Source organism: Limnothrix sp. FACHB-1083 (genome assembly GCF_014696485.1).
GTDB lineage: Bacteria > Cyanobacteriota > Cyanobacteriia > CACIAM-69d > CACIAM-69d > CACIAM-69d.
The window spans coordinates 348,785-373,951 of the sequence record NZ_JACJQD010000003.1; the positions used below are offsets into that span (position 1 = coordinate 348,785).

The window sequence follows — 25,167 nt, forward strand, 5'->3', positions numbered from 1 at the left end:
ACCTTCAGGGGCCCCGGGGGCCCCTGCGATATACTGGCCCACAAGCGGTTTTGGCCGTCCCCGCCTTGGGAGGCTCTCGATTGCTCCCAATCCAGCTCCCTAGTTTTGTCCAAAACACCCTCAACACAAGCATGAGGGGGAGAGCAGGCGAGGTTTTTTACTGAGTTCTTGCGCCCGATGGCGCTGTTGCTGTTGCCCTTCAATTCACAGCATTACCGGTTCGCGGGGCACCTCGCGGGGCATCTCGCGGGATATGGCATCCTCGGCAAACGTCAGGGAATTGTGACCCAAGACAGCCGCGATCCCCATCCTCGGGGCGATCGCGCGGGAGGCAACTGTGGCTGAGATTGCCCAAACCCTCATCCTGGCCGTTTTGGTGGGCATCGGGGCCCAAATTGTGGCGGCCTGGTTGCGGCTGCCCGGCATCGTTTGCCTGCTGGTGTTTGGAATTAGCCTGGGGCGCAGCGGCCTCGGGGCGATCGACCCGCAACAGTTGGGCCCGGCCCTGGAGGCGATCGTTTCCTTGGCAGTGGCCCTCATTTTGTTTGAAGGGGGTCTGGGCCTGGAGTTACGCGATGTGGGCAAAGTCTCCGGCAGCCTGCGCAACTTGGTGACGATCGGGACGTTGGTTTCCTTTGCGGGCGGCGGCATGGCGGCCCACTGGTTAGCGGAGTTTCCTTGGCCGATCGCCCTGCTCTACTCCTCCCTGGTGGTGGTGACCGGGCCCACGGTCATCGGCCCCCTGCTGAAAAATATTCAAGTTGATCGGCAGGTTTCAGCCCTTCTCGAAAGCGAAGGCGTATTAATTGACCCGATCGGGGCGATCTTGGCCGTCGTTGTCCTCGACATCATCATCGACGGCGGGGGCGACCCAAGCGCCATCCTGGCCGGCATGTTATGGCGCTTGGGATCCGGCAGTTTGATCGGTGGGTTGGGCAGCTGGGCGATCGCCGCCTTCCTGCGGCGGGCCCCCTTCCTTTCCGATGACCTTCGAAATTTAACCGTTTTGGCCGGAGCCTGGGGTCTATATAGCCTGTCGCAACAAACCGCCAGCGAATCCGGCCTGATGGCAGTGGTTATTGCAGGCATCGTTCTCCGGGCCGCTGAGCTGCCCGAAGCCCGCACCCTGCGCCGCTTCAAAGGGCAACTGACCCTGCTGGCCATCTCCGTCCTGTTCGTCCTGTTGGCGGCAGACCTCTCCCTCGCCAGCGTTTTCACCCTTGGTTGGGGCGGTTTGGCTGCCGTTTTGGTGTTGATGTTGGTGGTGCGCCCGCTGAACGTGTGGCTTTGCACCGCCGGTAGCGACTTTAATTGGCGACAAAAACTATTTGCCGGTTGGGTGGCTCCCAAGGGAATTGTTTCCGCGTCCGTGGCCTCCCTGTTCTCGATTTTGTTGACCCAAGGGGGCATTACCGGCGGCGAGTCCATTAAAGCCTTGGTGTTTTTGACGATCGCCACCACGGTCACCGCCCAAGGCCTGACGGCGGGCTGGGTAGCCGATTGGTTGCGGTTAACCTCCACAGAGCGGCGCGGCATCGCGATCGCCGGGGCCACGCCTGTTGGATTGCTGGTGGCGCGGCTGTTTGCTGATCGCGGGGAAGCGGTGGCGATTGTGGAAACCGACCCGGAAGCCTGCAAGCAAGCCGAAAGCGCCGGATTCCGTGTTTTTTCCAGCAGCGCCCTCGACACGGCCGTTTTGGAAGCGGCCGGTTTGGAGTCCGTGGGAACATTCCTCGCGGCCACCAGCAATGGGGAAGTGAATGCGGTTTTGGCCCAACGCGCCGCCGAAGAATTCGCCCCGCCTCGGGTCTTGGCCGCCGTTCCCACCGAAGAGAACAGCAACGGTAACGGCCAAGCCAAACGCAGCAGCAAGGTGCAACCCGCCTTTGCTACCCAACGCAGCCTCAAGGAATGGAATCAATTGGTGAGCGATCGGGCGGTCAAACTCGGGGAAACGATCATGCGATCGACCGATTTAGACTTGCAACATGCCCATCTCACGGCCCTGATTCGCACCGGAGAATTAATTCCATTGTTGATTGCTCGGGACGATCGGCTGATGGTGGTTTCTGCCCACGACCCATGGTTAGCGGGCGATCGGCTCATCTATTTACTCCATGATCCCAAGCCGAAGCTCCTGCAAAGTTTGGCCGGATCTCGCAAGCCCGAATTCACGATCGAGCGGCTGCCTTCTGTGGAGGAGTTGCCCCTTGCCAGCGAAGCAATCCAAGAAGCCATGTAACTGGATTGTTAAGACCACCAAGTTTACCGTTTCGCTCAAAGTGACGCATATCAATATTGCCGATTTTGTCAGTGAAGTTGATGCAGATTCGCGATCGCACAGCTACCGGACTAATCCCAAATCAAGGATGCAGGTACTGTGAGGACAACGACATTGATCGCTATAAATTAAATTTTGATCTCCAAAGCGACCAAATGCGCCCTTATGTAGAAATTGCACTTAGCAAATAAACCAATCAATTAGGAGGCTTTGAGATGTTAATTATGCCAGTGACAGAAACTGTTCCTTTAGCCATTGATGCTACAGGTGTCATTCGCGTGGGAGGAACCCGCGTGACATTGGACACAATAATTTTGGCATTTCTAGAAGGCAATTTAGCTGAGGAGATTCAAGAGCAATATCCTTCGCTTCAGTTGGCTGATATCTATTCTGTGTTGGGATATTATTTGCGACATCGATCGGAAGTTGATGACTATTTGCGATCGCGATCTAATTTGGCGGTAACAGTACAGCAAAGAATTGAAGCAACTGATAACCCAGTGGGTTTGCGCGATCGGCTGCTGGCGCGACAGATGAATCACTAATTCACTTCTAAAGTATGAAGTTTCTTGCGGACGAAAATTTCAATAATCAGATTGTGCGCGGTATTTTACGGCGCAATACCGCCATAGATATTGAGCGAGTTCAAGATGTGGGCTTGTCGGGCGCGGATGATCCTGCTGTTTTGGCTTGGGCTGCTGACGCGAATCGGGTGACGTTAACCCATGATGTATCTACGATGGCGGGATTTGCCTATGATCGAGTCAAAGCAGGTCTGAAAATGCCTGGACTGGTTGAAGTTAGCCGCCGGGTAGCCGTTTCAGTGGCGATCGACGATATTTTACTCTTAGAAGAATGTGCGTTAGAAGAGGAATTAGAAGGGAGAGTTTATTTCTTACCGCTTCGCTAACTGGGTAACAATTTTCTCAAATTCTATCTTTCCTAGAATGGCGTATTGTTCAAGGTGATCGATTGCTTCCAGGATATCTAGCAACTTTTTCTGATCGCTTCTCATAGGAAAATTACTTTATCCAAAACCCATTGGCTTTATTCAACCAAGTCAATATGCTCACTCTTAAGATCAAACCGGATAGTTAGCTCAAGAGAATCTGACTCTTTTGGATTCCTTGAGAGAAATGCAAAATCTAGGAGCTATTTGGTGGCATAAACTCAACAACTTTCAACCCTTTCCAGAGGTACAAGATCCTTGGGCTATCAAATATTGTCAACAAGAAACTGAATCGTTAATTTTCTCACTGCCAGGTCTTTTCCCCAAAGCACAGTGGGTCAATAATTACTACAACATTGGATTGAGCTTTTAACAGGATTGCCGATGGTTCAGGCCATGGTTGAACTGTTGGAGCAACTGGCCGATCGCTACATCAGCCTCTAGCCAACCCTCAGCCAAGCGCAATAGCCAACCGATCGCCCTAAAAATATTGAGCCTTGGGACAATCATGGCGGTAACCATCATCCCAAGGCCAACAGTAAGCAGCCGCTAGAATCGCTCGATCGAGCCGTGACTATTCGGAATATTCGTAAGTGCCGCCATCACAGACAGAGACGCTGGATTGGATCAAAGCTCCCCGACCCACACCATTCCCGGGGCCGAGCACGCCTTTGAAATCGTAGAGACAATCCTCGCGGCCGTCATCGATCGTGATCTCAATGGACTCGCCCGGATTGAGCACATCAGTTCCCAGAATGTCTGATTCCCAATCGTTGGTGCTGGGGGGAGATGCATAAAATTCTTCGAGCACCCGACTGGTGGAATTCGTCAGAGTGAAGGTCACCGACTGATATTCAGCAGCAGCGGGTTGTGCGCCCAGGGCCGAACCCACGAGGGCCACAGCTAGCCCTGCCAAGGAGGAGTGCCAAAAAAAGCGATTTTTCGCCATAGAACGTCTGAAGAAGAAGTGGATTGCAATTCAAGGGATTGCTGGGCCCCGTGATGGTGGCGGCAACCCTATCCATTGCGTCCATTAAGGTAGCCTACTGATCGGGAAGAATCACAGGGGGATCCACAGCTTTCCAAGGCTGGGGCGATCGCCCGTTAACGCTCGTAAACCCCACTGACCTCCCCGATCGGCTGGTCAATGGGGTTTATGAACCGGTTTCGCTAGATTGCGCCAGATTTTGCGCAGCTACGCGAGCATTACCAGATTTACTTGCTGGTCATGGTGAATGCACCATCCCACTCGGCCTCGGGGGGATTGGTCAGGTAATGCTGACAGCGTTGGAGTTGCAGTTGAGCGGCTTTTTCGTCCTTGTTAATTTCCAACACCATGCCGAATTCAGCCATGGCCCGGGCAAACTGCCGATCGAGATAGAGCCGCCGACCGCGGCCGTAGTGATCCAGGATATCCAGCTTGGCTTGGGGCACTTCGCGAGCCAGGGGCCCTTCCTTGATGGCGATGATTTCGTACACCGAGACGGGCTTGTTCTTGCCCTTCACTTTGATGTAGTCCAGTTCGCGGGCCCAGAGTCGATCGGGGTTGCACTTGCGATAGGTGTTTTCGCTAATCAAGATGTCGCAGCCATATTGCTTGGTGGCCCCCTCCAGGCGAGACCCCAGGTTCACACCGTCCCCGATCGCGGTGAACTCCATCCGCCGACTGGAACCAATGTTGCCGCTAATCACTTCATCGGAATGCAAGCCAATCCCAATGCTGATTTCCTTCTTGCCCTGTTCACGACGCTTCAGGTTGAACTCCACCAACCGATGGCGCATATCCACCGCCGTTTGCACCGCCATCCAAGCATGGTCATCGAGGGGCAACGGTGAGCCAAACACGGCCATGATTGCGTCCCCGATGTATTTGTCGAGGGTTCCCTTGTGTTGGAACACCGCATCCACCATCGACTCGAAATATTCGTTGAGCATGGCCACCACCTCTTCGGCGGTCATGCTTTCGGTGATGGTGGTGTAGCTGCGGATGTCGGAGAACAGCACCGATACATCCTTGCGATCGCCCCCCATTTTGGTTTCACCACTGGCCAGGAGCTGTTCCGCCAACTCTTGGGTCATGTAGCGATACATGGTGCTCTTCAGGCGTTTTTCATCGCTGATATCTTCCATCACGATCAAAGCCCCGCGCACCTGGGTGGGATCGGCCGCGTCGGCAATCGTGTTCAGGGACAGGTTAACGCTATGTTCCTCCTGCTTGGCCTCCGGTTCCGGCTCGGGAACAATCATCGTCGGCTCGTCCCACAGGTCGTCATCAAGGCCGGGGGGCTTGGGCACGGGAGTTGGGGCAGGGGGCGGCGGCGGCGCTTCGATCAGGGTCGAAGGCATCAAGGTTTGGTCGGGGTAATATTGCCGGCGGGCTTTTTCCTCGCTGGCGGAAAGGGCCGCTTGCACCCACTGGTTAAACTTGTCGCCCCCTTCCCGATCGGCCTTGGCCTTCAGGCGCACCACATCCGTGACCGAAAGCCCTTCCAGTTCGTCATCGGACTCCAGACCCAGCAGCTTTTTGGCGCTGTCGTTGGCGGCCAGGATTTTGCCGTTTTTGTCGGTGGAAATCACCCCATCGGAGAGCGATCGCAGAATGTCCTTCTGCATTTGCTCCTGCTGTTTGATTTCCGCAAACAATTTGGCATTTTGCAGCGCCACCCCCGCTTGGATGTTGAAGGCTTCCATGAATTCTTGGTCGCTGCTGTCAAAGCTGGCTTTCCAGCATTCGGGGGCAGCGGGCCAATCGGCGGGATCGTAGGCGGGAAATTCGCCTTGGCGCTTTTTGTTAATGAGCTGGGTCACGCCGATCAAGTGCCGATCGGCATTGAACACCGGCATACACAACATGCTGCAAGTGCGGTAGCCGCTGCGCTGGTCGGTTTGTTTGGAGGTTTCGGAATCGGGGCGATCGTACAGGTCAAAGTCAATCCGCAGGGGCTGACCAGACTGGGCCACTTGGGCGGCGAAGGCCGTGCTGGCCGCATCAATCCGAATTTCCGTGGGCCGACCGTTGATCGGAATTTTGGTCCAGAGCTGATTTTTATTTTCGTCGTAGAGCCAAAGGGTGCTGCGATCGGCCTGCATCAGTTCCTTGGCCTGATCCATCACATTGGCCAGGGTTTCTTCCAAGTCCAAGCTGCTCTTGCTCAGACCTTCCGTGGCCTTCATCAGCGCATTGGCCGCCCGCTGACGTTTGATGGCCGCGTAGAACGCCCGCGACGACTCCAAAATTAGACGGATGGAGGGAGCAAACTCCCGAAACACCTGTTCATCGTGGCCGGTGAAGCCTTCGAGATCAATTTTGTCCGCCAGTCCCGTGCTCGGATCCACGCCGGGCTTCAGTTTGTTGATCAGTTGCACCACGGCCACGAGTTCTTCAAACTCGTTGAGCAGGGGCATTACCAGCATGGTGTAGGTGCGGTAATGGTTTTGCTGATCAAACTTTTTGGCGGCGGCCGATCGGGGATCGTTGTAGAAGTCGTAGGGAATGTTGATGACTTTGCGGGAGGTGGCCACTTCTCCGGCAATCCCGACGGTGGAAGGAATCCGAATTTCGGGTGCGCCCTTGGCCACCTTCGACCACAGTTCCCCCCGCTCTTCGTCTAACAGGTAGATGGTGGTGCGATCGGCGTTGAGCAGTTCCCCGGTTTTCAGGCTGATCGATTCGAGCATTTCCTCCAGAACCGTTTCAAACCCCCCTTGGTTGTCGTTGAGCACGTCCAACATGGAGAGGGTTTGGTTCACGACCCGGAGCTTATCCTCCACGTCGGTGACCACCTGTTTAAAGGTGTCGCGCTTCAGGGGTGCGAGGAACGCCTTAAACCCGCCTTGGCGCGAGACCACTAACCCACCGCCGCCGCTGCTGGAGGGGCGCGGATTGGCTGGGGGCCGGCTGGCCTCGTGGGTGGCAGCGGTGTTATCCGTCACAACCTCGGTAGCGCGGGAGTCCGTGGCGACGACATCCACGACGGTGGCTTCGAGAATGGTGGCTTGGGCGATCGGTTGCTTAGGCGACGAGGGGGCCATAGATGCTCGGGAGATTATCGCTGCGGGTCAAGGTGCGATCGAAGCAGAATCAGCAGGGAAGTAACTTGAATGGGGTGCAAATAGGGTGCGCGGGGAAATGGGTCAGCGGTGGGTGAAGATTATGGGTGCGAAGAAACCTCAAACAATCACGGAACTGAAACAACTGTCGGGAGCGGCTGATGATCGATCGCCCTACTGGATGAGTCACCAGTGATTAACCGGTTCGCAATTGGTTTTGAAGACCATTGCCCGAACCTGAGAATTGGCGTGGATCGTGGCGTTTCTGAGTCCACGGATCTAGGGTGATCGCTTCAAGGATGCAATCCGAAGCATTGTTTTTACGCCCTAGTGTAGTCTGTTTATTCTATTTTCCTCAGGGGGCAACTTCGGTGGCTTAGGCCCGGGGCCATGAATGAAGCCGTGGTTGTGGGAGTCCAAGAGGCGATCAAACAAAATGGGCGATCCAGCGTTGAAAAGCCATTTTGGGATGACGGGTTGATCGCTACTCTGACCATAGAGGGATTCAGGAGTCGAGATTGTCGTTGATTTTACGACGTTTTTCGAGGGAGGCGGCGCGGGGCCCGTGGGGGCCGATCGCCCTGGCGCAACCGGGCGGCTCGATCGAGCAGGGAATCGGCAAAGGCATTAGCCGCCGCCAGGGTTTCCGTGGAACCCGCTGGGCCGTCGAGGCCCCCGGCCAGTTGGGCCAGCTCCAACCGGCGATGTTCTGATCCCAAAGCGCTGAGGCGCACCACGGTTCGGATTCCTTCTGCATCATTTTGGTCAGTGATCGATTCGGCCAGGGGGGTGCTGATCGTCACTTTGGCCACGCGGAAGTGGTGATCAGCCATGGCCGCCACAATCGGCTGGTGCGTCACGCACAGAACTTGGTGATCTTGGCTGAGGTGATGGAGCTTTTGGGCGATCGCCTGGGCCACCCGCCCGGAAACCCCCGCATCAATTTCATCAAAAATCGCCGTTTGTACCTGGCTCACCTGGGAAAAACAGGCTTCAAACGCCAGCAAAAAGCGGCTCATTTCTCCACCGGAAGCCGTTTCGCTCAAGGGTTGCAAGGGTTCTCCGGGGTTAGGGCTGAAGGTGTAGGTAATTCGATCGAACCCGGCCGACGAGGGAGAAACCCGCCCAAACTCCACAGCAAACTGCACCCGCTCCATGGCCAGGGGAACCAATTCCGCCACCAGTTGCGTTTCCAGATCCCGTGCGGCCCGGCGACGCAGTTGATGCAAGCGATCGCACTCGGCTTCGAGGGCTTGATAGGCCGCTTGGTATTGGTGCTCCAAGGCCTCCAGGGATTGCCCCCCGTCCGTCAACTCCGCCACCCACTGTTCCAGCTCATCGCGCCGCGCAATCAGAGCACCCAGGTCGAGGTTATATTTCCGGCAAAGGGCCTTGAGTTGCATGATTCGCCCCTCCACCCACTCCAGCCGATCGGGATCGCTTTCCAGGCTGGCTCCGTAGGCGTTGATTTGCAGCCCCGCCTCCGTGACTTGGGTGAGGGCGCTGGTCACCATCTCCAAAATGGCTTCCACCTGTCGATCGAACCGAGCCGATCGCTCCAATAGGGCTTCCGCTTTGCCCAACAGTTCCGCACAAGAAGCCGCATCGTCGGCCCCGGCATAGAGCAACTCATAGGCCTGGTAGCTCTGCTGTTGCAAATCCACCACATGGGTCAGGCGATCGCGCTCTTGCTCCAGGTCAGCCAGTTCCTGTGCTTCCGTGAGGGCCGCCGCCATCAGCTCTTGCAACTGGAATTGATAGAGATCGAGTTGTTGTTGTCGCTGGGCTTCCTGTTGTCGGCGGCTGCTCAGTTGCAACCACAATTCCTGGGCTCGGTCATAGGCCTTGGCCACGGCCGATCGCTGCTTCAAAATCGGTGCGCCGCCAAACTCATCCAGCCAATCCCGCTGGGATTCTGCTTGCAGCAATTGCACCGTTTGTCCCTGGGCGGCAATGGTCACCAGTCGATCGCGCAGGATGGCCATGCGGGTTTTGGGGATGGGTTGCCCGTTGCAGCGAAACCGGCTGCGCACCGTGCTGCGGCCGCCTTTGCCCCCGTCGCCATTGCCGGGACTGCTGACAATTTCCACGCTGCAAACCAGCCGATCGCCCGTCATATCCCATTGCCTCGCTTCCAGCCAGGCCCGCAGCGATCGATCAATGGCAAAGGTCGCCTCAATTTCTGCCCGATCGCAGCCGGTGCGGATCGATCGGGCCGTGATGCGCCCGCCCAACACCGCCTCGATCGCGTCGAGAATAATCGACTTGCCCGCGCCCGTTTCTCCCGTCAGCACATTCAGCCCGGGCCCAAGGGTCACTTCCAGCGCATCCACCAGCGCAAAGTTTTCAATCCGCAATGACAGCAGCATGGACCGTTGATTAACCCCACTCGCCTAGCGCTCTCCTAGCTTAAGGCGTGTCGCCTACCAGGTCGAAAGGCTTGGCAACCGGGAAAGGCTTTCGGTAGCCTATGTTGATTCAGCCGACCCAGCGGAATGGACGAGGCAACCGGAACAGAATCGATCGTGACCCGCAACCAACGAAACCAAGATCGCCGTAGGGGTTGGGTCTCCCAACCCTGACCTGAGCGATCGCGACTTTTCAGACCCCCTTTCAGGTATCGATCCAAATCGATCAAATATCGATCAAGAGTGCTGTTTCAAGTAGGTTTCAATGGCTTGCCGAATATCCTGAGAAAACTGCTCCGTTGAAAATAGTTGAGCCTGTTTTTCAAGGGCCGATCGCATTCGACTTTGCAACTCCGAAGAGGACAACAGAGCCACAATTCTAGCCACCGCTTCCTCGTCATTGGCGAACATCAATTCTTTGTTCTGTTCTCCAACAATTTCCACCTGGCCACCTCCCCGATCGCGCACAAAGGGAATGGTTCCCACTTTCACCATTTCTGCGATCGAGATGCCAAAGGGTTCCTTTTTCCAGTGGAGTCCATAGCGGCAACGGGACAGCACATTCACATAATCGGCATAGCTCAAATTTTCGTAAAGGGTCACCCAATCGGCATTTTCATCAATTTTTTGTTGTAAAAACTGCCGATATTTCTGACCATAAACCCCGCCACCGCCACCCGTGAAATAGAGCTTGATCGGAAACCCCTGATCGCGCACCCGCTTCAAAATTTCCAGCACCCGATGCGGTTCCTTGGCTTTGGTCAAGCGCCCACTACAGATAAAAGCTTCCTCGCGATCGGGCCAAGCCACCGTCGGCGCATCCACGGCCACGGGCGGATAAACCACCACCGGTTGGCCACCATAACGCTCCTGGGCCACCGTGGCCACCATCCGCGAATTAGCGATCGACCAATTGCGCCGCATTCTGGCTTCCGAAAACTGCGAAACCCAATAGAAATTTCGGTTTTCTAGGACACCCACCCAATGGACATATTGCACCCCATCGCAACCCAAATCAATCGCGTTATAGCCAGAAACTGCCAAGTGATACTGCCGACTAAATTTCTTGAAAAATCGGATGCAAAAGTGGCAAAAAAACTTGCGAAAAAACTGACTATTGGCGATTAGAAATTCTACCAAATTCTTGAAGGGAGCCGGGATGCAGTAGCGCACTTTTACCCGATCGGAAAGTTGGGTTCCATAGAGCTGGTTTAACCGATTGAGGTCGATCGGGGTCAGTGTAAATAACGTCAGGTCATAGTCTGCCTGCAACGCATTCAACATCCACAGGGTCACGGCTTCCGCTCCCCCACCCGCAAAAAACGGATAAAAAACCGCGATCGTCGTTGGGGTTTGGGGACGGGGGTGTTGTTCTGAGGTCACGATGAAAAACCAATGAGCGACGAGCGATCGACCCGGCCAGCCATCGGGCCCAGGTCGGGAGCCAATCCACAGGGCGATCGGCTGGGGCCATTATCGCCTAGCCTAACTTCCATCTCTTTGCCCGCCAAGGATTCAGCCAACCGGACAATTCCCCCAGGAGCGCTTGCCCCGATCGTTTCTTGATAATCATCGGTAACCCGATCGGGAAAGTGGACTTTTTGGAACAGGAGTGATACCATGCACTGCATTAAACGGTAATCCGATCGGAAAACCGGTCTTTTTAGATCCAAGCAGTTCAAGGGCAAATGAGGGTTTCGACAAATGGGCAGGATCAATGGCAGCGATCGTTGGACAAAACGAGCGTTCCGGCGTTGGCACTTCACAACCTGGCTGTGGGGCATGTTGGCGATCGCCCTTGTGGTGTTGTTGCCCACTTGGGCCTTACCCGCCGTCGCCAACGCTCCCAAGGCGAAAATTGAATTTGTGTCACCCCAGTGGCTCAGCCAACATTTGAGTGATACCAACTTGCGCGTTTTGGATGTGCGCAACTCGCCCCTGGACTACATCGGGGGCCATGTTCCCGGCGCTGTGCATATTGCAGATTTAGCCTTTCGCGGCCCCGATGGCTTTTTGCCGGTGCAATATTGGGACAACGAAAAAATCGCATCGCTTTTTGGCAAAGCTGGGGTTAACAATCGCCAAAAGGTCGCCGTTTATTCCAACGGCAATGACGTGTTAGGCGCAACCATGGTGGCCTACCTGTTGGAGCGATCGGGAGTCAAAGACATTGCGATCGTGGATGGTGGCTTTGCCGGTTATCAGACCTCGGGTCAAACCGTCACCAAGGAATATCCCCGGTACGATCGGCAAACATTCCAACTCAAAGACGATCCCTCCGTTCGCGTCACCCTGGCCGATGTGCGGAAATTAATTGGCCAGCCCAACGTGGTTTTTATTGACCCTCGCCCTCCGGAATTATTCAGCGGTGAAAAGCCCCTTTGGGTGCGAAACGGTCACATTCCCGGTGCGAGAAATATTCCTTGGCCAACCTTTACCGAAGCCAACAATTCCCAAGAAGCGCTCAAAAATCCCCACAAGCTGAAGTCCTTGGATGAAATTCGGCAGATTCTGGCCAGCCGTAACATCACCCCCGACAAACAAATCATTGTTTCTTGCAGCACTGGACGGGAAGCCACTTTGCAATATGTGGTGCTGAAGCATCTTTTGGGCTATCCCAATGTGCGCATTTATGAAGGGTCTTGGACTGAGTACAGCACCACTGATTTACCGGTGGAAACTGGCCCCGATCGTGCCTAGGCATTGACCCAAAGCTGACTGAAAATTCAGGCCAGGATTTTGATTCTTGGGGTCGGTTGTAAAAATTGGTCAATCTTTAACCCGTTGATCAGCATTGATCCGGTACTGATTGACCAATCCCTTTGATTCAAAATTCACTTGATTCAAAATTACAGCCTGTACCTAGCTCAAACCTGTAGGGTGGGCATTGCCCACCTCCTAACCGCTTCATAGCACCTGCGGTTTGACGCACCAATCGTTCTCGGTAAAGGCTGTATGAATCGACTAGCCTGAATTTTCTGCCAATCATTACCCCAAACCGAAGAACCAGGAGAGATAAAAATGACACTATTTTTGGTTGAAGCATCCATATTGAACCGGCATGGGGATGAAATTCGTACCGCTTTGGATCAAGTATCAAAAGCGGCCCTCGCAACCGATTCGGAATTGATTGAGGCCCAAATTGGCAAGGATCTTTTTCGGCTTTTTGCCATCCTTGATGCCCAGGATGAAGTATCAGTGCGTGCGGCTTTCTTGAATAGTAGCCTGACGATCGAGCTGGTTAAACCTGTGCGCTTGGTGGGGCAAGACTTAGCTGCCGTTAAAAACCAGAAGGACAAAGCTAATTACCTGGTGGAATGGGATTTGCCAGCGGGGCTAACGATGGACAAGTATTTGCAACGTAAGGCTGAAAAATCCCCTCTTTATGCTCAAGTACCAGCGGTTTCCTTTGAGCGAACCTATGTTTGCGAGGACTTGAGTAAGTGTCTCTGTTTTTATGACAGTCCCGATGAGGCAACGGTGAAGCAAGCCCGCGAGGTGGTGGGTGCGCCCATCGATCGGCTCACCAGTCTGGAAACGCTGGACTAAGACTCAGGTTTAAGACTCAGGTTAATGCCCAGAAAAATGACCAATTTAGGGTCGATTTAGGTCGGTAATTTTGTAGGCAATCATTCTGTAGGCAATAGATGTGAAAACTGGTGTTGTCGATCCACAGGCGATTCGGGCTTTGCTGGCGGAGCAAGCCCAAGCAGTGAATGATGGCAAGGGTTACCGAGACAGTCGGAACTCGTTGCGGTTGTTGGCATCGGTTGGCTGGCTTGGGCTGGGCATTCCTGAGCGCCAAGGCGGGACGGGGGGCACGCGCTTGGATGCCATCGAGGCGATCGCCCAAACGGCGGAGGACTGCTTAACCAGCGCCTTTGTGTTTTGGTGCCAGCGAGCCTTTGCGGAATATTTGGTGGCCAGTGATAACGACAAGTTGCGCCAAACCCTCCTGCCCCAGGTGGTACGGGCCGATCGCTTCGGCGCGACGGGTTTATCGAACGCCATGAAGCACTTGGCGGGCATTGAGGCCTTGCGGGTACAAGCCCGTTGGCAGGGGCAACGGTTACGCTTGGATGGCCATTTGCCCTGGGCTTCTAATTTAGTGCCGGGTGAGTTTTTGGTGGCGGTGGCGGCGGAAACCCCTGAGGGGGAGGCGATCGTGGCGGTGATTCCGGCGAATACCCCGGGCCTGTCGCGTAGTGCGGATTTGGATTTGTTGGGGCTGCGTGGTTCCAACACGGCGGCCTTAACCCTGGAAGGGGTGGAGGTCGATCGCACTTGGGTTTTGAGCGATCGAGCCAGGCAGTTTCTGCCAACCATTCGGCCGGCATTCTTGCTGTTGCAGTGCGGTTTGAGTTTGGGCAAGGCTCGATCGGCTCGGCGGGCCATTCGCAACACGCTCCAAACCCGATCGCAGGTATTGCGGGGAGCCTTGCAGCAGCTTGATCACCGCTACGACGAGCTGGCCACGCAACTACGGCAATTGGCGGCGCTCTCCGAGTTTTCCTTTGCTGAAACGCGGCATCTGTTTGAAGTCCGCATTGCCTTAACCCGCCTGGCCGTGGATGCCATCACGCTGGAGTTGGAAGCACAGGGGGGCGGGGCCTATCTCAACGACCATGCAACGGCCCGGCGCTGGCGGGAAGTAGCGTTTTTACCGGTGCTCACCCCCAGCTTGGTGCAACTGGAAACGGAGTTGGCCCGCGTCACGCCCGCCATCGTGAGCGACCCGGAGATCGAGTCAACCATCAGCCCCGCGATCCACAACCCCTCCCGCACAGCCCTGACCACTGCCCCCGTTCTGGCTACGGGGGCCATTCCACCGTCGATCGCCAAAACCGCCGCGAGTCGATCGCCCTCCCGATCGGAGGTCAGGCGATGAGTGAGTTGCTGCCGGTGACCGTGGGCCGATCTCCGGATCTGTGGGAGTCCGGGGAGTTACCCGATCGCTCATCCACGGTCTCAGACATCCCTACCCCAAAGCCGCCCGATCGCCTCAAAACCTCAACTCTTCGATCGCCCCCATCAGTCGCACCTCAATCCGGTGTCGGGAACGCTGCGGCCGATCGGGAAACGGATCAAACAGATCGAACGGATCGCCCATTGCTGACCGTGCGGGGGCTAACCCATCACTACTCCGCAGGACGCGATCGGGTCTTGGCCTTCGCGCAAATTAACCTCGACCTTCACCCTCGGGAGTTGGTTTGCCTGCTGGGCCCCAGCGGTTGCGGCAAGTCTTCTTTGCTGTTGGCCATCGCCGGTTTGCAACGGGCCACGGCCGGAGAAGTGCGGCTGAAGGGTCAACCTATCCAAGAGCCACAACCCTCGGTGGGGATGGTGTTTCAGGGGCCGGCCTTGCTGCCCTGGTTAACGGTGACCCAAAACATCACCTGGGGATTGAAGTTGCGGCGAATGCCTGCCATTGCCAAAGCAGTTGCCCGATCGCGCGCGGCCGAAGCCTTGGCCAGCGTTGGCTTAGGGGGCGTGGAACGGGCCTATCCTCACCAACTCTCGGGCGGGATGGCGCAGCGGGTGGCCCTGGCACGGGCCCTGGTGCGGCAACCGGAACTGCTGCTGTTGGATGAACCGTTCAGCGCCCTGGATGCGATTACGCGCCGATCGATGCAAGCGTTGCTGCTTCAGGCGATCACCCGCTACCCAGCGGCCGTGCTCATGGTCACCCACGACATTGATGAGGCTTTGGCCCTGGGCGATCGGGTGGTGTTGATGGATCGCAATCCCGGGCGGATTCGTCGCCAGTGGATTTTGCGATCGCCCCCCACAGATCCGAACAATCGCGCCCTGCGAGACCCCGCCGCCCAAGGGGCCCTGCGTCGCGAAATTTTAGAGGAGTTGTTGACCGTGATTGACCCCGTTGTTCTGCCCTCGATCGCGGGAGGTGTCCAACCATGACCAGCGATCGCCAAGCCCGCGCTCGATCGAGCCGTGCCACCCCCCATTGGATTGCGCCCCCCTTTGCCAGCGGCCCCACTGCCGGCCTGGGTTGCGACTGCTGCGGCCTCAGTCGGCGAGATTTCCTGCAACTCACAGGACTATTCTCAGCCTCCCTGGGGGCAACCCTGGCCGTCGGGGGCTGCCAGCCAACCCAAGGCCCCGCTCAATCTAGCCCCGCTGCTTCAGCCCCGGCGACACCCACGGCCCAACCCCCGGTCAAAATTGGCTACCTGCCGATCACCGATGCGGCTCCCCTGTTGGTGGCCCATGCCCGCGAGCTATATCAAGCGGAGGGACTAACGGCCGAAAAACCAACCCTCTTTCGTTCTTGGCCGCAGGTGGTCGAAGCGTTTTTGGCCAGACAGGTGAATGTCATCCATATCCTGATGCCCGCCACCTTGTGGTTGCGCTATGGCCGCAAGTTTCCGGCCAAGATTGTGGCCTGGAATCACACCAATGGTTCAGCCCTGACCGTCTTGCCGGAAATTAATCGCCTGGAAGACCTGGGCGGTCGCAAGGTGGCTGTGCCCTTTTGGTATTCAATCCACAACGTGGTGCTCCAGCAACTGCTGAAGAAAGCAGGATTGAAGGTGGTGCGGCGGCCCAAAGAGGCCAAGGTGGCCGCCAACGAGGTGAATTTAATTGTGCTGCCGCCACCGGATATGGTTTCGGCCCTCGCCAACCAAGCGATCGCGGGCTACATCGTGGCGGAACCTTTCAACGCGGCGGCAGAAAACCTCAAAACAGGCAAAATTCTGCGCTTTACCGGCGATGTGTGGAAGGATCACGCCTGCTGTGTGGTGCTGATGCATGAAGACGACCTCACCCAGCATCCCGATTGGGCGCAGCGGGTGGTGCAGGCGATCGTCAAGGCCCAGTATTGGAGCGGCGAAAACCGCACAGGTGTGGCTGAAATTTTGTCGAAGGAGGGGGGCAAATACACGCCTCATCCGAAAGCGGCCCTGATTCGGGCCCTAACGGCCTACGACCCAGCCGTTTATCAAGCCCAAGGGGCGATCGCCCATCCCGATTGGCAGATCGATCGAATTGATTTTCAACCCTATCCTTTTCCGTCCTACACCGCTGAGCTGGTGCGCTTGCTCAAGGAAACCCAAGTGGAAGGAGAAACCCAGTTTTTACAAGATCTTGACCCCGAGTGGGTGGCCCAAGACTTGGTGGATGACTCCTTGGTGAAGGCGGCCCTGGCTGCGGTGGGCGGCCCCGCTGCCTTCCGGTTACCCGAAAGCCTGACCCGGGAGGAAACGATCGCGCTCTGAAGCCTTGGGCATCACCCGATCCAGCTCGCTTGAGCATCAATTCCACGTCAATTTCACCGGGTCAGTTCCCGATCGACAGATCACAGTCATGCCGAGTCATGCCGATCTAGATTCACGCCGATTTCGGGGAAGGGTGGCCAGCGATTCCACTCATTGGCCCCACTCATTCAGCCAGCATCGTCAAGACAAGCTATTAGGCATTGGAGGGATTGGGCAGCCATGGCGGTTGGAATGTGGCAAAAAGCAGGGCGATCGGGCGTTGCTCGACAACTTCGCGGAGTGTTGGGGATCGTGAGTAGCCCCTTGCTTGGCCTGCTGCTGGGGCTGTTGCTGTGGTGGGTGCTCACGTCCCCGCTGTTGCATCCCGGCGCGATCGTGGGGGACTTTTCACCAGAAAAATCGCTCACCACCGTCCTGAAGCTGCTGGGTGACGGCACTTTGGAACCCCACATTGGCGCGAGTTTGCGGCGGGTCGTGGTTGGCTTAGCCGCTGCCGCCCTGATTGGGATTCCCGTTGGCATTGCCCTGGGGCTGTGGCGGCCCCTGGAGCAGGGCACGTCTGTTCTGTTTCAGTTTGTGCGGATGGTGTCGCCCCTGTCTTGGATGCCACTGGCTGTGATGGCCTTTGGGATTGGAGATGCGCCCGTGTACTTTCTGCTCACCGTGGCGGCGGTTTGGCCCGTGTTGCTGAATGCGGCGGCGGGAGTGCATAGCGTCGATCGGCGATGGTTGCTGTTAGCCCGCAGCCTTTGTGCAACCCGTTGGGAGGTGATCGGTCGGGTCATTTTGCCCGCGATCGGGCCGCACCTTTTCGTAGGGCTGCGCCTGGCAGTCGGCGTGATTTGGATCGTGTTAGTGCCCGCCGAAATGTTAGGGGTTAGCTCGGGCTTGGGCTACTTCATTTTGGATACGCGCGATCGCCTGGCCTATAGCGAATTGATGGCTGCTATTTTGACCATCGGCGCGATCGGCTATGGGCTGGATACCGGGTTGCGATCGCTCAATCGCCTCACCCATTATTCCTAATTGTGATTAATAAGGAGCGCTTATGGCACAGAGCATGTTTTTTGCGACCGATAGTTGGCCCACGATGGTTTTTCGCCTCAGCTTTGCCGCCCTGGTAGGTCTGGTCATTGGTCTCAATCGAGAGCGTCGTGGGCGCTCAGCAGGAATGCGCACTTTTATGTTGGTCAGTACAGGAGCTGCCATGTTTGTCATGATTCCACTGCAAGCGGACGGCGACAGTTCTTTTGCTGCCGCTAACGCTCTTAGCCGCACCATTCAAGGTGTCGCAACTGGTGTTGGCTTTCTGGGAGCTGGACTCATTTTGCAACCGCAGTCTAAACAATCCAGCACAGTCAAGGTTCGTGGACTCACAACAGCAGCCTCCGTGTGGATGGCGGCTGCTCTCGGCGCAGCCATCGGTTGTGGTCTGTGGCAAATGTGTCTATTTGGTAGTGTGCTATCTCTGTTGACCCTCAGTGGGGTCAAGCGGGTACGTCGGTCATTACCAAAGTCAATTTTGCGGCGACATTCACGAAGTGAGCAGCAGCCACCCCCCCCTCCAAACCTCCAGTAATTTAGTTGATTTAGTTCACTTACCCTGAATCAGGACTCAGTACCTTCCATCGAACTTGGCAATTCTTTAATGAATTTTGAAAATTGCTTGGAAAAGTCTTAAAGGATATTCAATTGGCACGATCTTAATCATGAGAGCAAGTCTCAGTTTAAATATCTTAAATTTATTCTTGACTTAATTAGTCACGTAACGAAATTTACAATACTTTGATCAATTTAATCCAGAAAAAAGGAGAAAATTAAGTCATTAAAATGTGAATTCATATTTTTACAAGCTCATATATTTTGAATTGAATAAAAAATCTGTAAGATCTCTGACCACCGATAAAAATATCAGCTATAATTTGACTCTTGACTATCATGAATTCATCTGTTAGCAACTTTACCAAAACCACGTCAATCGACATCATGTCTTACAATTCTAGAAATCTTGATCCCTTTCTCCTATCAAAAGGAGAAAACACTACAGAGATAGTAATTCCTGAAGTATCAGCAGAAGTTCTTTACGAATGGCTGAAGACTCAAAAAATCACCTTAATTGATGTGCGGGAAGTTCAAGAGTTCCAGACAGAGCATATTGCTGGTGCTGTTTTACAACCCTTGAGTCAACTAAATGGGACAGCTTGGAGTGCTGAATCAGAAACAGTGGTGTTATATTGCCGCAGCGGCAGACGATCGGCTGAAGGAGGTCAGCGACTCTTGCGCGATCGCAATCTACCGTTGGTGCATCTGAAGGGAGGAATTTTAGCTTGGAAAGCAGCGGGTTATCCAACCGTCGTGAAGAATGAAAGCGATTCAATTTAGTTCTGCAAAGTCATTTAATTTTGGAGAGGCAAGTCACCAAAATCCTGAATGGGATGGTGAAGGATCTGAATTTGGCACTGCACTCAAAATTGGAGTGTTAGCCAACCGAGGATTAAAGATTGCTGAGTCCATGTGGCAACCAACGGCTGATTATTTATCGGCCGTTGTTTCTGATCGTCAATTTACAATAGTTCCCCTGAGCTTTGATGATATCCATCAAGCCATTGCCAGCCAAGCCGTACAGTTTGCCATTGTTAATCCGGGGCTGTATGTGGAGTTTGAAACACAATTTGGTCTGAACCGAATTGCCACTTTGAAAACGCTGCAATTGGGAAAACCGGCAACGGAATTTGGCGGCGCAATTTTTAGTCGGCGCGATCTCCTGCCCATGACTCAGTTGTCAGATTTGAAGGGGCGATCGGTGGCGGCGGTGGCGGAAACCTCCCTGGGGGGCTGGCGGATGGCGTGGCGGGAATTGATCGAAGCGGCGATCGATCCCTATCGAGATTTTGCGGCGCTGGAGTTTTTAGGGAGCCACGATCGGGTGGTGGCCGCCGTGCAATCGGGTCAAGCAGAGGTGGGGATCGTCAGCACCCATGTTTTGGAACAGCTCGCGGCAACGGGGGCGCTGGACTTAAACACGATTCAAATTCTGCCGCCTCCAGCGATTGTGCCGTCGGCGCTGCCCTTTGCCCTCAGCACTCGGCTCTATCCGGAATGGCCCTTCGCTGTTTTGCCCATGGTTCCTCGGGCGATCGCGGAGGCGGTGACCATTGCGCTGTTGCAGATGCCCACTGACGCGCCCGCAGCCCAGGCGGCTGGGGCCGCCGGTTGGACAATTCCCCTGAATTATCAGTCAGTGCATGAATGTTTTCAGGTGCTGCAAGTGCCGCCCTATCGAGATTTTGGGCGCACTACGGCGAGTTTTGCCCTGGCGGTGAAGGGATCCCACGATGGTCTGTGGGATTGGATGGTGGAAACGGGCCGGACGCTATTTTCCGATCGCTGGGCGGCTTTGTTGGGCTATCAACCCGCAGACATTCCGCCCCATGTTGATCAATGGTTTGATCGCTTGCATCCCGACGATCGTGATCGATTCACTCAGGCCTTAAGCCAATTTTTTGCCAGCGATCGCACCCAATGGGAGTTGGAATATCGCCTGCGACATCGTGATGGTTCCTATCGCTGGGTATTGTGCCGAGGAACCTTGCAACGGAACTATCAAGGGCGACCCTACCGCATGGCCGGTTCCCACACCGACATTACCAATCGCAAGCAGGTGGAAGACCAGCTCCGAACATCCAAAGTTCATCTACAAGAAAAGGCACAAACCCTGCAAGCCACCTTGCAAGAGTTGCAATCAACCCAACTCCAACTCATTCAGGCAGAAAAAATGTCGAGCCTCGGTCAATTAGTAGCGGGAATTGCCCATGAATTGAATAATCCTGTCAGTTTTATCTATGGCAATATGCGTTATCTCGAAGAATATGCTGCGGAGCTGGTGAAAATCATTCAACTGCTGAAAACACACCAAGAATCGCCTCACTTGCAAGAAGAAATTCTTGATCAACTCGATCTGGATTTTATTCAGACTGACTTACCCAAGCTGATTACCTCGATGAAGACCGGCACCGATCGCATCCGATCGCTAGCACTGTCTCTGCGTAATTTTTCAAGGGTTGATGAAGCGGAAATGAAGGCGGTGGATTTACATGAGGGCTTGGAAAGTACGCTGTTGATTTTGCAGCATCGACTCTTACCCTCGTTGAAGGGCTTGGAGATTCAAATCGATCGCCAATATGGTGATTTGCCGCTGGTGGAATGCTATCCCGGGCAAGTGAACCAGGTTTTTATGAACTTACTCAGCAACGCGATCGATGCCCTGGAAAGCCAGTTTCAGCCGTTAGCCTATGGTGTTGCTGGTGGGGAAAGTTCCACGAAACTCGTTCCCAAGATCACCATTCAAACGGTCGTGGAAGATCATGAGGTGGTGGTTAAAATTACCGATAACGGTACGGGCATTAACCCAGAGGTGCGATCGCGCATTTTTGACCCCTTTTTCACCACAAAGCCGATCGGTCAGGGCACTGGTTTAGGCCTGTCGATCGCCTACCAAATTGTGGTGGAACAACACCATGGTCGGCTCAGTTGCCAGTCTGCACCGGGTCAAGGAACGGGTTTTGAAATCCGGCTGCCTCGACGCGCGGGTTGGGCGGTTGCTTCTCAATTGTCCGCGCCAGAACTGGCGGAAGCTGTTTAATCAAAGCCGGAATAACAACCGCAACAACCGAAATAACAACCGATCGCTCGCAGATTTCGGGCAGATTTTGGGTTGAATTTATCCGCTGGAATTACAAATCCAAAAGACCAGCGGGGGGCACAATTTCCAGACGCTTGGTTGTTAGGTCAACGATCGGGACAATTTCATCCACAAAGGGAATCAAAATCACCTGTTCCGAGTCCGTGAGTTGCACTTGCAGCAAATCCTGAGCAGCGGTCGCCAGGCCCACCACTTGCCCGATCGAAACCTGTTGCACCTGATCAAACACCTCCATGCCCATCAAGTCCATCAGGTGATATTCCCCCGCTTCCAAGGGAGGGCGGCTGTGGGCCGAAACTAGCAACTTGGCTCCCCGGAGGTTTTCGGCACTGGTGCGATCGACCACTTCCGCAAACCGCACCACATACAGATTTTGCTTATTCAGATATCGACCGCTCAGCAGGCGCACCGGTTGGGGTTCGTCCCGCCCCAGCTTGGCCCCCGGCGGCAACAACCAGCGCTGGCCCGGCTCCATAAATCGTTCTGGAAAATCGGAATCGGGATAGATCCGCAGTTCCCCCCGCAGACCTTGAGGGGCAACAATTTTGCCCACTTCAAGCCAATCATCAGGGGTGCTCATGGATGCAAAGAGGAGGTAGAGGTCAAGGAAGGGGATGAACTATTGCCGGTGGCTTGGCCGGTGGTTTGATCGGTGGTTTGATCGGTTGACTTGCTGCCTAAGGGGCTGTCTGAATGGTTGTTGGGATGACTATGGGCATCACCATTGGACTGGCCATTGCTGTCGATCGGCTGGGCGGGCGGGGTCACGGGTTCCAAACCAGCCATCTGCAAAATTTCGGGGATTAAGTCCTCGCGGCGCACCGCCATCAGATGGACTCCCTGGCAAATGTGGCGGGCCATGGCCACCTGTTCAGCGGCGATCGCCATGCCCTCGCGTAAGGGGTCTTGGGCCCGAGCCAGGCGATCGATCAAATGCTGAGGAATTTCTACGCCGGGCACATTGCGGTTGATAAATTCCGCATTTTTCGCTGATTTCAGCAGAAAGATCCCCGCCAAAATTGGCTTTCCGCAACCGGCAGCCACCTGGGTCATGAACTGATCCAGGCGATCGAAGTCAGAAATTAATTGACTTTGGAAAAACTGGGCCCCGGCAGCTAATTTGCGCTGAAAACGCCGCTGCACCCCCGACCAACTCTTGCATTGGGGATCCACCGCCGCTCCAACAAAGAGATCTGTTCCGCTATTTTCCAAGGGGCGATCGGCCGCATCTTGCCCTTGGTTGAGCCGCTTCACCGCTTCCAACAGGCGCACCGCTTCCCAGTCAAAGACGCTGCGGGCTTCGGGAAAGTCACCGGCCTTCACCGGGTCACCCGTGAGGGCCAATACGTTCTGAATCCCCAGGGCATGGGCCCCCATCAAATCCGCTTGGAGGGCAATTCGGTTTCGATCGCGACAGGCCACCTGCCACACGGGTTCAATGCCCCGTTGCAACAGCAAGCTCGCGGCCGCCAACGAAGACATCCGCAACACGGCCCGGCTGCCGTCGGTGATGTTCACCGCATGAACCCAAGGTTGCAACTGCTCGGCCATGGCCAACATGTGGCTAGTGTCGCTGCCCTTCGGTGGCATCACCTCGGCAGTCACCAAAAAAGTGCCAGCGCTGGCAGCAGTACGAAAACGCGATAACACGGGCATTAACTAACGGCGCAAGAGACAGGGGTTGCGCAGGCATAGATCGACATTCTACCCGGAAGTTTTCCCCCCAAAATCTTCCCTTTGGCGAGGGATTTTGCGAGCTAGTCTAATTTTCTGGCCCGATCGCCCGCTGTTCCCCCACCTTGGGCGATCGGCCTTGTGTTGGGGCCGGCCCCTTGGCACAATGAAGCCCGTGGATTGCCCACAGATTCCGGCCATTGCCCCCGCTGCGGAAGCCAGCCTCCTCCTTGGGTATCGAACTCCGAAGCTACGTTTATCTCGATCGCCTGCAACCCCAACATGCGGCCTACATTGGCACAGTGGCGATCGGCTTCTTGCCGCTCCCCGGGGACAGTTCCCTTTGGATTGAAGTATCGCCCGGGATTGAAATCAACCGCATCACCGATGTGGCCCTCAAGGCCACCTCCGTGCGGCCCGGCGTGCAGTTTGTGGAACGGTTATATGGCCTGTTAGAAATTCACTCCAGCCGCCAAGGGGAAACCCTGACAGCGGGCCGGGCCATTTTGCAGGCTTTGGGAGTGCGGGAGAGCGATCGCCTCAAGCCCCGCGTCATCTCCAGCCAAATCATCCGCAATATTGATCCTCACCAGGCGCAATTAATTAACCGCACCAGCCGTGGCAACATGCTGCTGGCGGGTCAAACCCTCTATGTTTTTGAGGTGGAACCGGCGGCCTATGCGGCCCTGGCCGCCAACGAGGCGGAAAAGGCCGCGTTGATCAATATTCTGCACATCACGGCGGTGGGCAGCTTTGGGCGGATGTACCTCGGTGGCGAAGAGCGAGATATTTTGGCAGCAGTGGCAGCGGTCGAGGATGCAATCGCCCATGTTTCTGGACGCGATCGGGATGACGGCAACGATGGCCGCACCCCGGTGCTCCTGACCCGAAAGGAGTAGCAATCGATCGTGGCAGACGCAGCGGATCTTATGTATTTGGCCCGATCGCCCCGACAGTGGGCCGATTGGCGGGCACAACAGGGCGATCGGCCTGCCGACTTGCGCGGTGCAGATCTGAGCGGTTGGCGTTTGCCCCAGTGGGACTTGGCCGGGGCCCAACTCCAGCAGGCAATTCTCGATCGCGCCGACTTGCAAGGGGCCAACGGTTCCCATCTGCAAGGTCTCGGTTTACGGGCGATTGGGATGCAGGGCTTCGGAATTCAGTTACGCCACAGCCAAGCCATTGCGGCCAACTTCCGCCAAGCCGACCTGCGCCACGCAGACTTGCGGGATGTGAGTTGGGCCGGCGTGAACCTGGCCGAAGCTGACCTGCGGGGAGCCAACCTCAGTCGCGGACAACTGGCGCGATCGACCTGGGCCTTCACCCGTGCCCAAGGGGCAATTTTGCAAGGGGCCCTGCTCGATCGCGCCTTGGTCTTGGGGGCCGAATTTGGGCAACTGCAAGCCCACGGCCTCCAGGCCCGAGAATTACGGGGCGATCGCTCCCACTGGGCCGCCGCCCAACTGGCCGAAGCCGACCTGTCCGGAGCCAGCCTGGTTGGTGCAGACTTTGCCTGGGCGAATCTCAGCGATGCCAACCTGCAAGGGGCCGACTTACGAGGGGCCAATTTGCACGGAGCGAACCTCTGTCGCGCCGACCTACGCGGAGCCTTACTGACCGATGCCGATTGGAGCCTCAGCATCACCCTAGACACCCTTTGGCCAGAACCCTAGCCTGATCTTGCTCCCACAAAATCTCCGGCTTCTCGGGTCAATTTACTCCAGAGCAAGCATTCTGAGAGCCTCAATCATCGCCTCAATCACCTTGCGTCCCTAATGATCCAATTCAAGGAAAGGAACTAATAACAGCTCCCAACAAAACATCAATTTAGGATTCGTTCCTTTACGGATAGCAACATTTTCCTT

At 55.6% G+C, this 25,167-nt stretch carries 21 protein-coding genes and 1 pseudogene; 15 read left to right on the plus strand and 7 right to left on the minus strand.

From position 1 onward, the window contains the following. The first annotated feature begins 177 nt into the window (after positions 1-177). The 4 genes from H6F46_RS05690 to H6F46_RS05705 all read left to right on the plus strand — a co-directional run bounded on the left by H6F46_RS05690 (position 178) and on the right by H6F46_RS05705 (position 3,191). Positions 178-345: a hypothetical protein gene (locus tag H6F46_RS05690; RefSeq protein ID WP_158234409.1), complete on the plus strand. Its 168-nt coding sequence runs from the start codon at positions 178-180 to the stop codon at positions 343-345. Beyond that, on the plus strand, positions 338-2,242 hold the full coding sequence (locus H6F46_RS05695) for a cation:proton antiporter (protein ID WP_190353888.1): 1,905 nt from the start codon (positions 338-340) through the stop codon (positions 2,240-2,242). Before H6F46_RS05690 ends, H6F46_RS05695 begins: the two co-directional genes overlap by 8 nt. A 254-nt stretch (positions 2,243-2,496) precedes the next feature. Beyond that, on the plus strand, positions 2,497-2,826 hold the full coding sequence (locus H6F46_RS05700) for a DUF433 domain-containing protein (protein ID WP_190353889.1): 330 nt from the start codon (positions 2,497-2,499) through the stop codon (positions 2,824-2,826). 14 nt (positions 2,827-2,840) lie between these two features. Then, the gene (locus tag H6F46_RS05705) at positions 2,841-3,191 is read left to right on the plus strand and encodes a DUF5615 family PIN-like protein (RefSeq protein ID WP_190353890.1); all 351 of its coding nucleotides are present in this window, start codon (positions 2,841-2,843) and stop codon (positions 3,189-3,191) included. 613 nt (positions 3,192-3,804) lie between these two features. Here the strand turns inward: H6F46_RS05705 and H6F46_RS05710 are convergent. The 5 genes from H6F46_RS05710 to H6F46_RS05735 form a co-directional block, all read right to left on the minus strand. Continuing rightward, positions 3,805-4,179: a hypothetical protein gene (locus tag H6F46_RS05710; RefSeq protein ID WP_099533030.1), complete on the minus strand. Its 375-nt coding sequence runs from the start codon at positions 4,177-4,179 to the stop codon at positions 3,805-3,807. Positions 4,180-4,445: 266 nt separating this feature from the next. Beyond that, positions 4,446-7,262: an adenylate/guanylate cyclase domain-containing protein gene (locus tag H6F46_RS19060; RefSeq protein ID WP_199291401.1), complete on the minus strand. Its 2,817-nt coding sequence runs from the start codon at positions 7,260-7,262 to the stop codon at positions 4,446-4,448. Positions 7,263-7,810: 548 nt separating this feature from the next. Next, on the minus strand, positions 7,811-9,649 hold the full coding sequence (gene recN, locus H6F46_RS05725; protein WP_190353891.1) for a DNA repair protein RecN: 1,839 nt from the start codon (positions 9,647-9,649) through the stop codon (positions 7,811-7,813). 276 nt (positions 9,650-9,925) lie between these two features. Then, positions 9,926-11,071, minus strand: a complete 1,146-nt coding sequence (locus tag H6F46_RS19775) for a glycosyltransferase (RefSeq protein WP_199291402.1) — start codon at positions 11,069-11,071, stop codon at positions 9,926-9,928. Beyond that, positions 11,068-11,310: a hypothetical protein gene (locus H6F46_RS05735; protein WP_190353892.1), complete on the minus strand. Its 243-nt coding sequence runs from the start codon at positions 11,308-11,310 to the stop codon at positions 11,068-11,070. The genes H6F46_RS19775 and H6F46_RS05735 overlap by 4 nt, the downstream gene beginning before the upstream one ends. Positions 11,311-11,470: 160 nt before the next feature. Between H6F46_RS05735 and H6F46_RS05740 the strand changes: the two genes are divergently transcribed. The 9 genes from H6F46_RS05740 to H6F46_RS05780 all read left to right on the plus strand — a co-directional run bounded on the left by H6F46_RS05740 (position 11,471) and on the right by H6F46_RS05780 (position 21,568). Continuing rightward, positions 11,471-12,388 carry a sulfurtransferase gene (locus H6F46_RS05740; RefSeq protein ID WP_190353975.1) on the plus strand — a complete coding sequence of 306 codons (918 nt, stop codon included), beginning with the start codon at positions 11,471-11,473 and terminating at the stop codon, positions 12,386-12,388. Positions 12,389-12,709: 321 nt separating this feature from the next. After that, complete coding sequence (locus H6F46_RS05745) at positions 12,710-13,237, plus strand: DUF4242 domain-containing protein (RefSeq protein ID WP_190353893.1); 528 nt, start codon at positions 12,710-12,712, stop codon at positions 13,235-13,237. A gap of 100 nt (positions 13,238-13,337) precedes the next feature. Continuing rightward, entirely contained in the window at positions 13,338-14,576 is a 1,239-nt protein-coding gene (locus H6F46_RS05750; protein ID WP_199291403.1) for an acyl-CoA dehydrogenase family protein, read from the plus strand. Next, complete coding sequence (locus H6F46_RS05755; RefSeq protein WP_190353894.1) at positions 14,573-15,607, plus strand: ABC transporter ATP-binding protein; 1,035 nt, start codon at positions 14,573-14,575, stop codon at positions 15,605-15,607. Before H6F46_RS05750 ends, H6F46_RS05755 begins: the two co-directional genes overlap by 4 nt. Further along, complete coding sequence (locus H6F46_RS05760; RefSeq protein ID WP_190353895.1) at positions 15,604-16,926, plus strand: ABC transporter substrate-binding protein; 1,323 nt, start codon at positions 15,604-15,606, stop codon at positions 16,924-16,926. Before H6F46_RS05755 ends, H6F46_RS05760 begins: the two co-directional genes overlap by 4 nt. Positions 16,927-17,145: 219 nt before the next feature. Continuing rightward, positions 17,146-17,952 carry an ABC transporter permease gene (locus tag H6F46_RS05765; protein ID WP_234406938.1) on the plus strand — a complete coding sequence of 269 codons (807 nt, stop codon included), beginning with the start codon at positions 17,146-17,148 and terminating at the stop codon, positions 17,950-17,952. A gap of 34 nt (positions 17,953-17,986) precedes the next feature. After that, on the plus strand, positions 17,987-18,505 hold the full coding sequence (locus H6F46_RS05770; protein WP_190353977.1) for an MgtC/SapB family protein: 519 nt from the start codon (positions 17,987-17,989) through the stop codon (positions 18,503-18,505). 407 nt (positions 18,506-18,912) lie between these two features. After that, a complete protein-coding gene (locus H6F46_RS05775) occupies positions 18,913-19,308 on the plus strand; it encodes a rhodanese-like domain-containing protein (protein ID WP_190353896.1) in 396 nt (131 codons plus the stop codon). Continuing rightward, positions 19,289-21,568 (plus strand): PhnD/SsuA/transferrin family substrate-binding protein, encoded by a 2,280-nt coding sequence (locus tag H6F46_RS05780; RefSeq protein WP_255508900.1) that lies wholly within the window; start codon positions 19,289-19,291, stop codon positions 21,566-21,568. Before H6F46_RS05775 ends, H6F46_RS05780 begins: the two co-directional genes overlap by 20 nt. 91 nt (positions 21,569-21,659) lie before the next feature. Here the strand turns inward: H6F46_RS05780 and rimM are convergent, their stop codons facing one another. Next, positions 21,660-22,208, minus strand: coding sequence for a ribosome maturation factor RimM (rimM, locus tag H6F46_RS05785; RefSeq protein ID WP_190353898.1), 549 nt, complete (start codon positions 22,206-22,208; stop codon positions 21,660-21,662). A gap of 182 nt (positions 22,209-22,390) precedes the next feature. Beyond that, positions 22,391-23,284, minus strand: a pseudogene (locus H6F46_RS05790) (methylenetetrahydrofolate reductase); the annotation flags it as partial. 248 nt (positions 23,285-23,532) lie between these two features. Here H6F46_RS05790 and H6F46_RS05795 point away from each other — a divergent pair. Continuing rightward, complete coding sequence (locus tag H6F46_RS05795) at positions 23,533-24,201, plus strand: hypothetical protein (RefSeq protein WP_099533414.1); 669 nt, start codon at positions 23,533-23,535, stop codon at positions 24,199-24,201. A gap of 9 nt (positions 24,202-24,210) precedes the next feature. Further along, on the plus strand, positions 24,211-24,975 hold the full coding sequence (locus tag H6F46_RS19690) for a pentapeptide repeat-containing protein (protein WP_190353900.1): 765 nt from the start codon (positions 24,211-24,213) through the stop codon (positions 24,973-24,975). The last annotated feature ends 192 nt before the right edge of the window (positions 24,976-25,167 follow it).

Coding starts and splice junctions, on each gene's coding strand:
- H6F46_RS05700 (WP_190353889.1), top strand. CDS start 2,497: ATGTTAATTATGCCAGTGACAGAAACTGTTCCTTTAGCCATTGATGCT.
- H6F46_RS05780 (WP_255508900.1), top strand. CDS start 19,289: ATGAAAGCGATTCAATTTAGTTCTGCAAAGTCATTTAATTTTGGAGAG.
- H6F46_RS05770 (WP_190353977.1), top strand. CDS start 17,987: ATGTTTTTTGCGACCGATAGTTGGCCCACGATGGTTTTTCGCCTCAGC.
- H6F46_RS05690 (WP_158234409.1), top strand. CDS start 178: ATGGCGCTGTTGCTGTTGCCCTTCAATTCACAGCATTACCGGTTCGCG.
- H6F46_RS05755 (WP_190353894.1), top strand. CDS start 14,573: ATGAGTGAGTTGCTGCCGGTGACCGTGGGCCGATCTCCGGATCTGTGG.
- H6F46_RS05765 (WP_234406938.1), top strand. CDS start 17,146: ATGGCGGTTGGAATGTGGCAAAAAGCAGGGCGATCGGGCGTTGCTCGA.
- H6F46_RS05775 (WP_190353896.1), top strand. CDS start 18,913: ATGTCTTACAATTCTAGAAATCTTGATCCCTTTCTCCTATCAAAAGGA.
- H6F46_RS05705 (WP_190353890.1), top strand. CDS start 2,841: ATGAAGTTTCTTGCGGACGAAAATTTCAATAATCAGATTGTGCGCGGT.
- H6F46_RS05710 (WP_099533030.1), bottom strand. CDS start 4,179: ATGGCGAAAAATCGCTTTTTTTGGCACTCCTCCTTGGCAGGGCTAGCT.
- H6F46_RS19060 (WP_199291401.1), bottom strand. CDS start 7,262: ATGGCCCCCTCGTCGCCTAAGCAACCGATCGCCCAAGCCACCATTCTC.
- rimM (WP_190353898.1), bottom strand. CDS start 22,208: ATGAGCACCCCTGATGATTGGCTTGAAGTGGGCAAAATTGTTGCCCCT.
- H6F46_RS05735 (WP_190353892.1), bottom strand. CDS start 11,310: ATGGTATCACTCCTGTTCCAAAAAGTCCACTTTCCCGATCGGGTTACC.
- H6F46_RS05740 (WP_190353975.1), top strand. CDS start 11,471: ATGTTGGCGATCGCCCTTGTGGTGTTGTTGCCCACTTGGGCCTTACCC.
- H6F46_RS05745 (WP_190353893.1), top strand. CDS start 12,710: ATGACACTATTTTTGGTTGAAGCATCCATATTGAACCGGCATGGGGAT.
- H6F46_RS05760 (WP_190353895.1), top strand. CDS start 15,604: ATGACCAGCGATCGCCAAGCCCGCGCTCGATCGAGCCGTGCCACCCCC.
- recN (WP_190353891.1), bottom strand. CDS start 9,649: ATGCTGCTGTCATTGCGGATTGAAAACTTTGCGCTGGTGGATGCGCTG.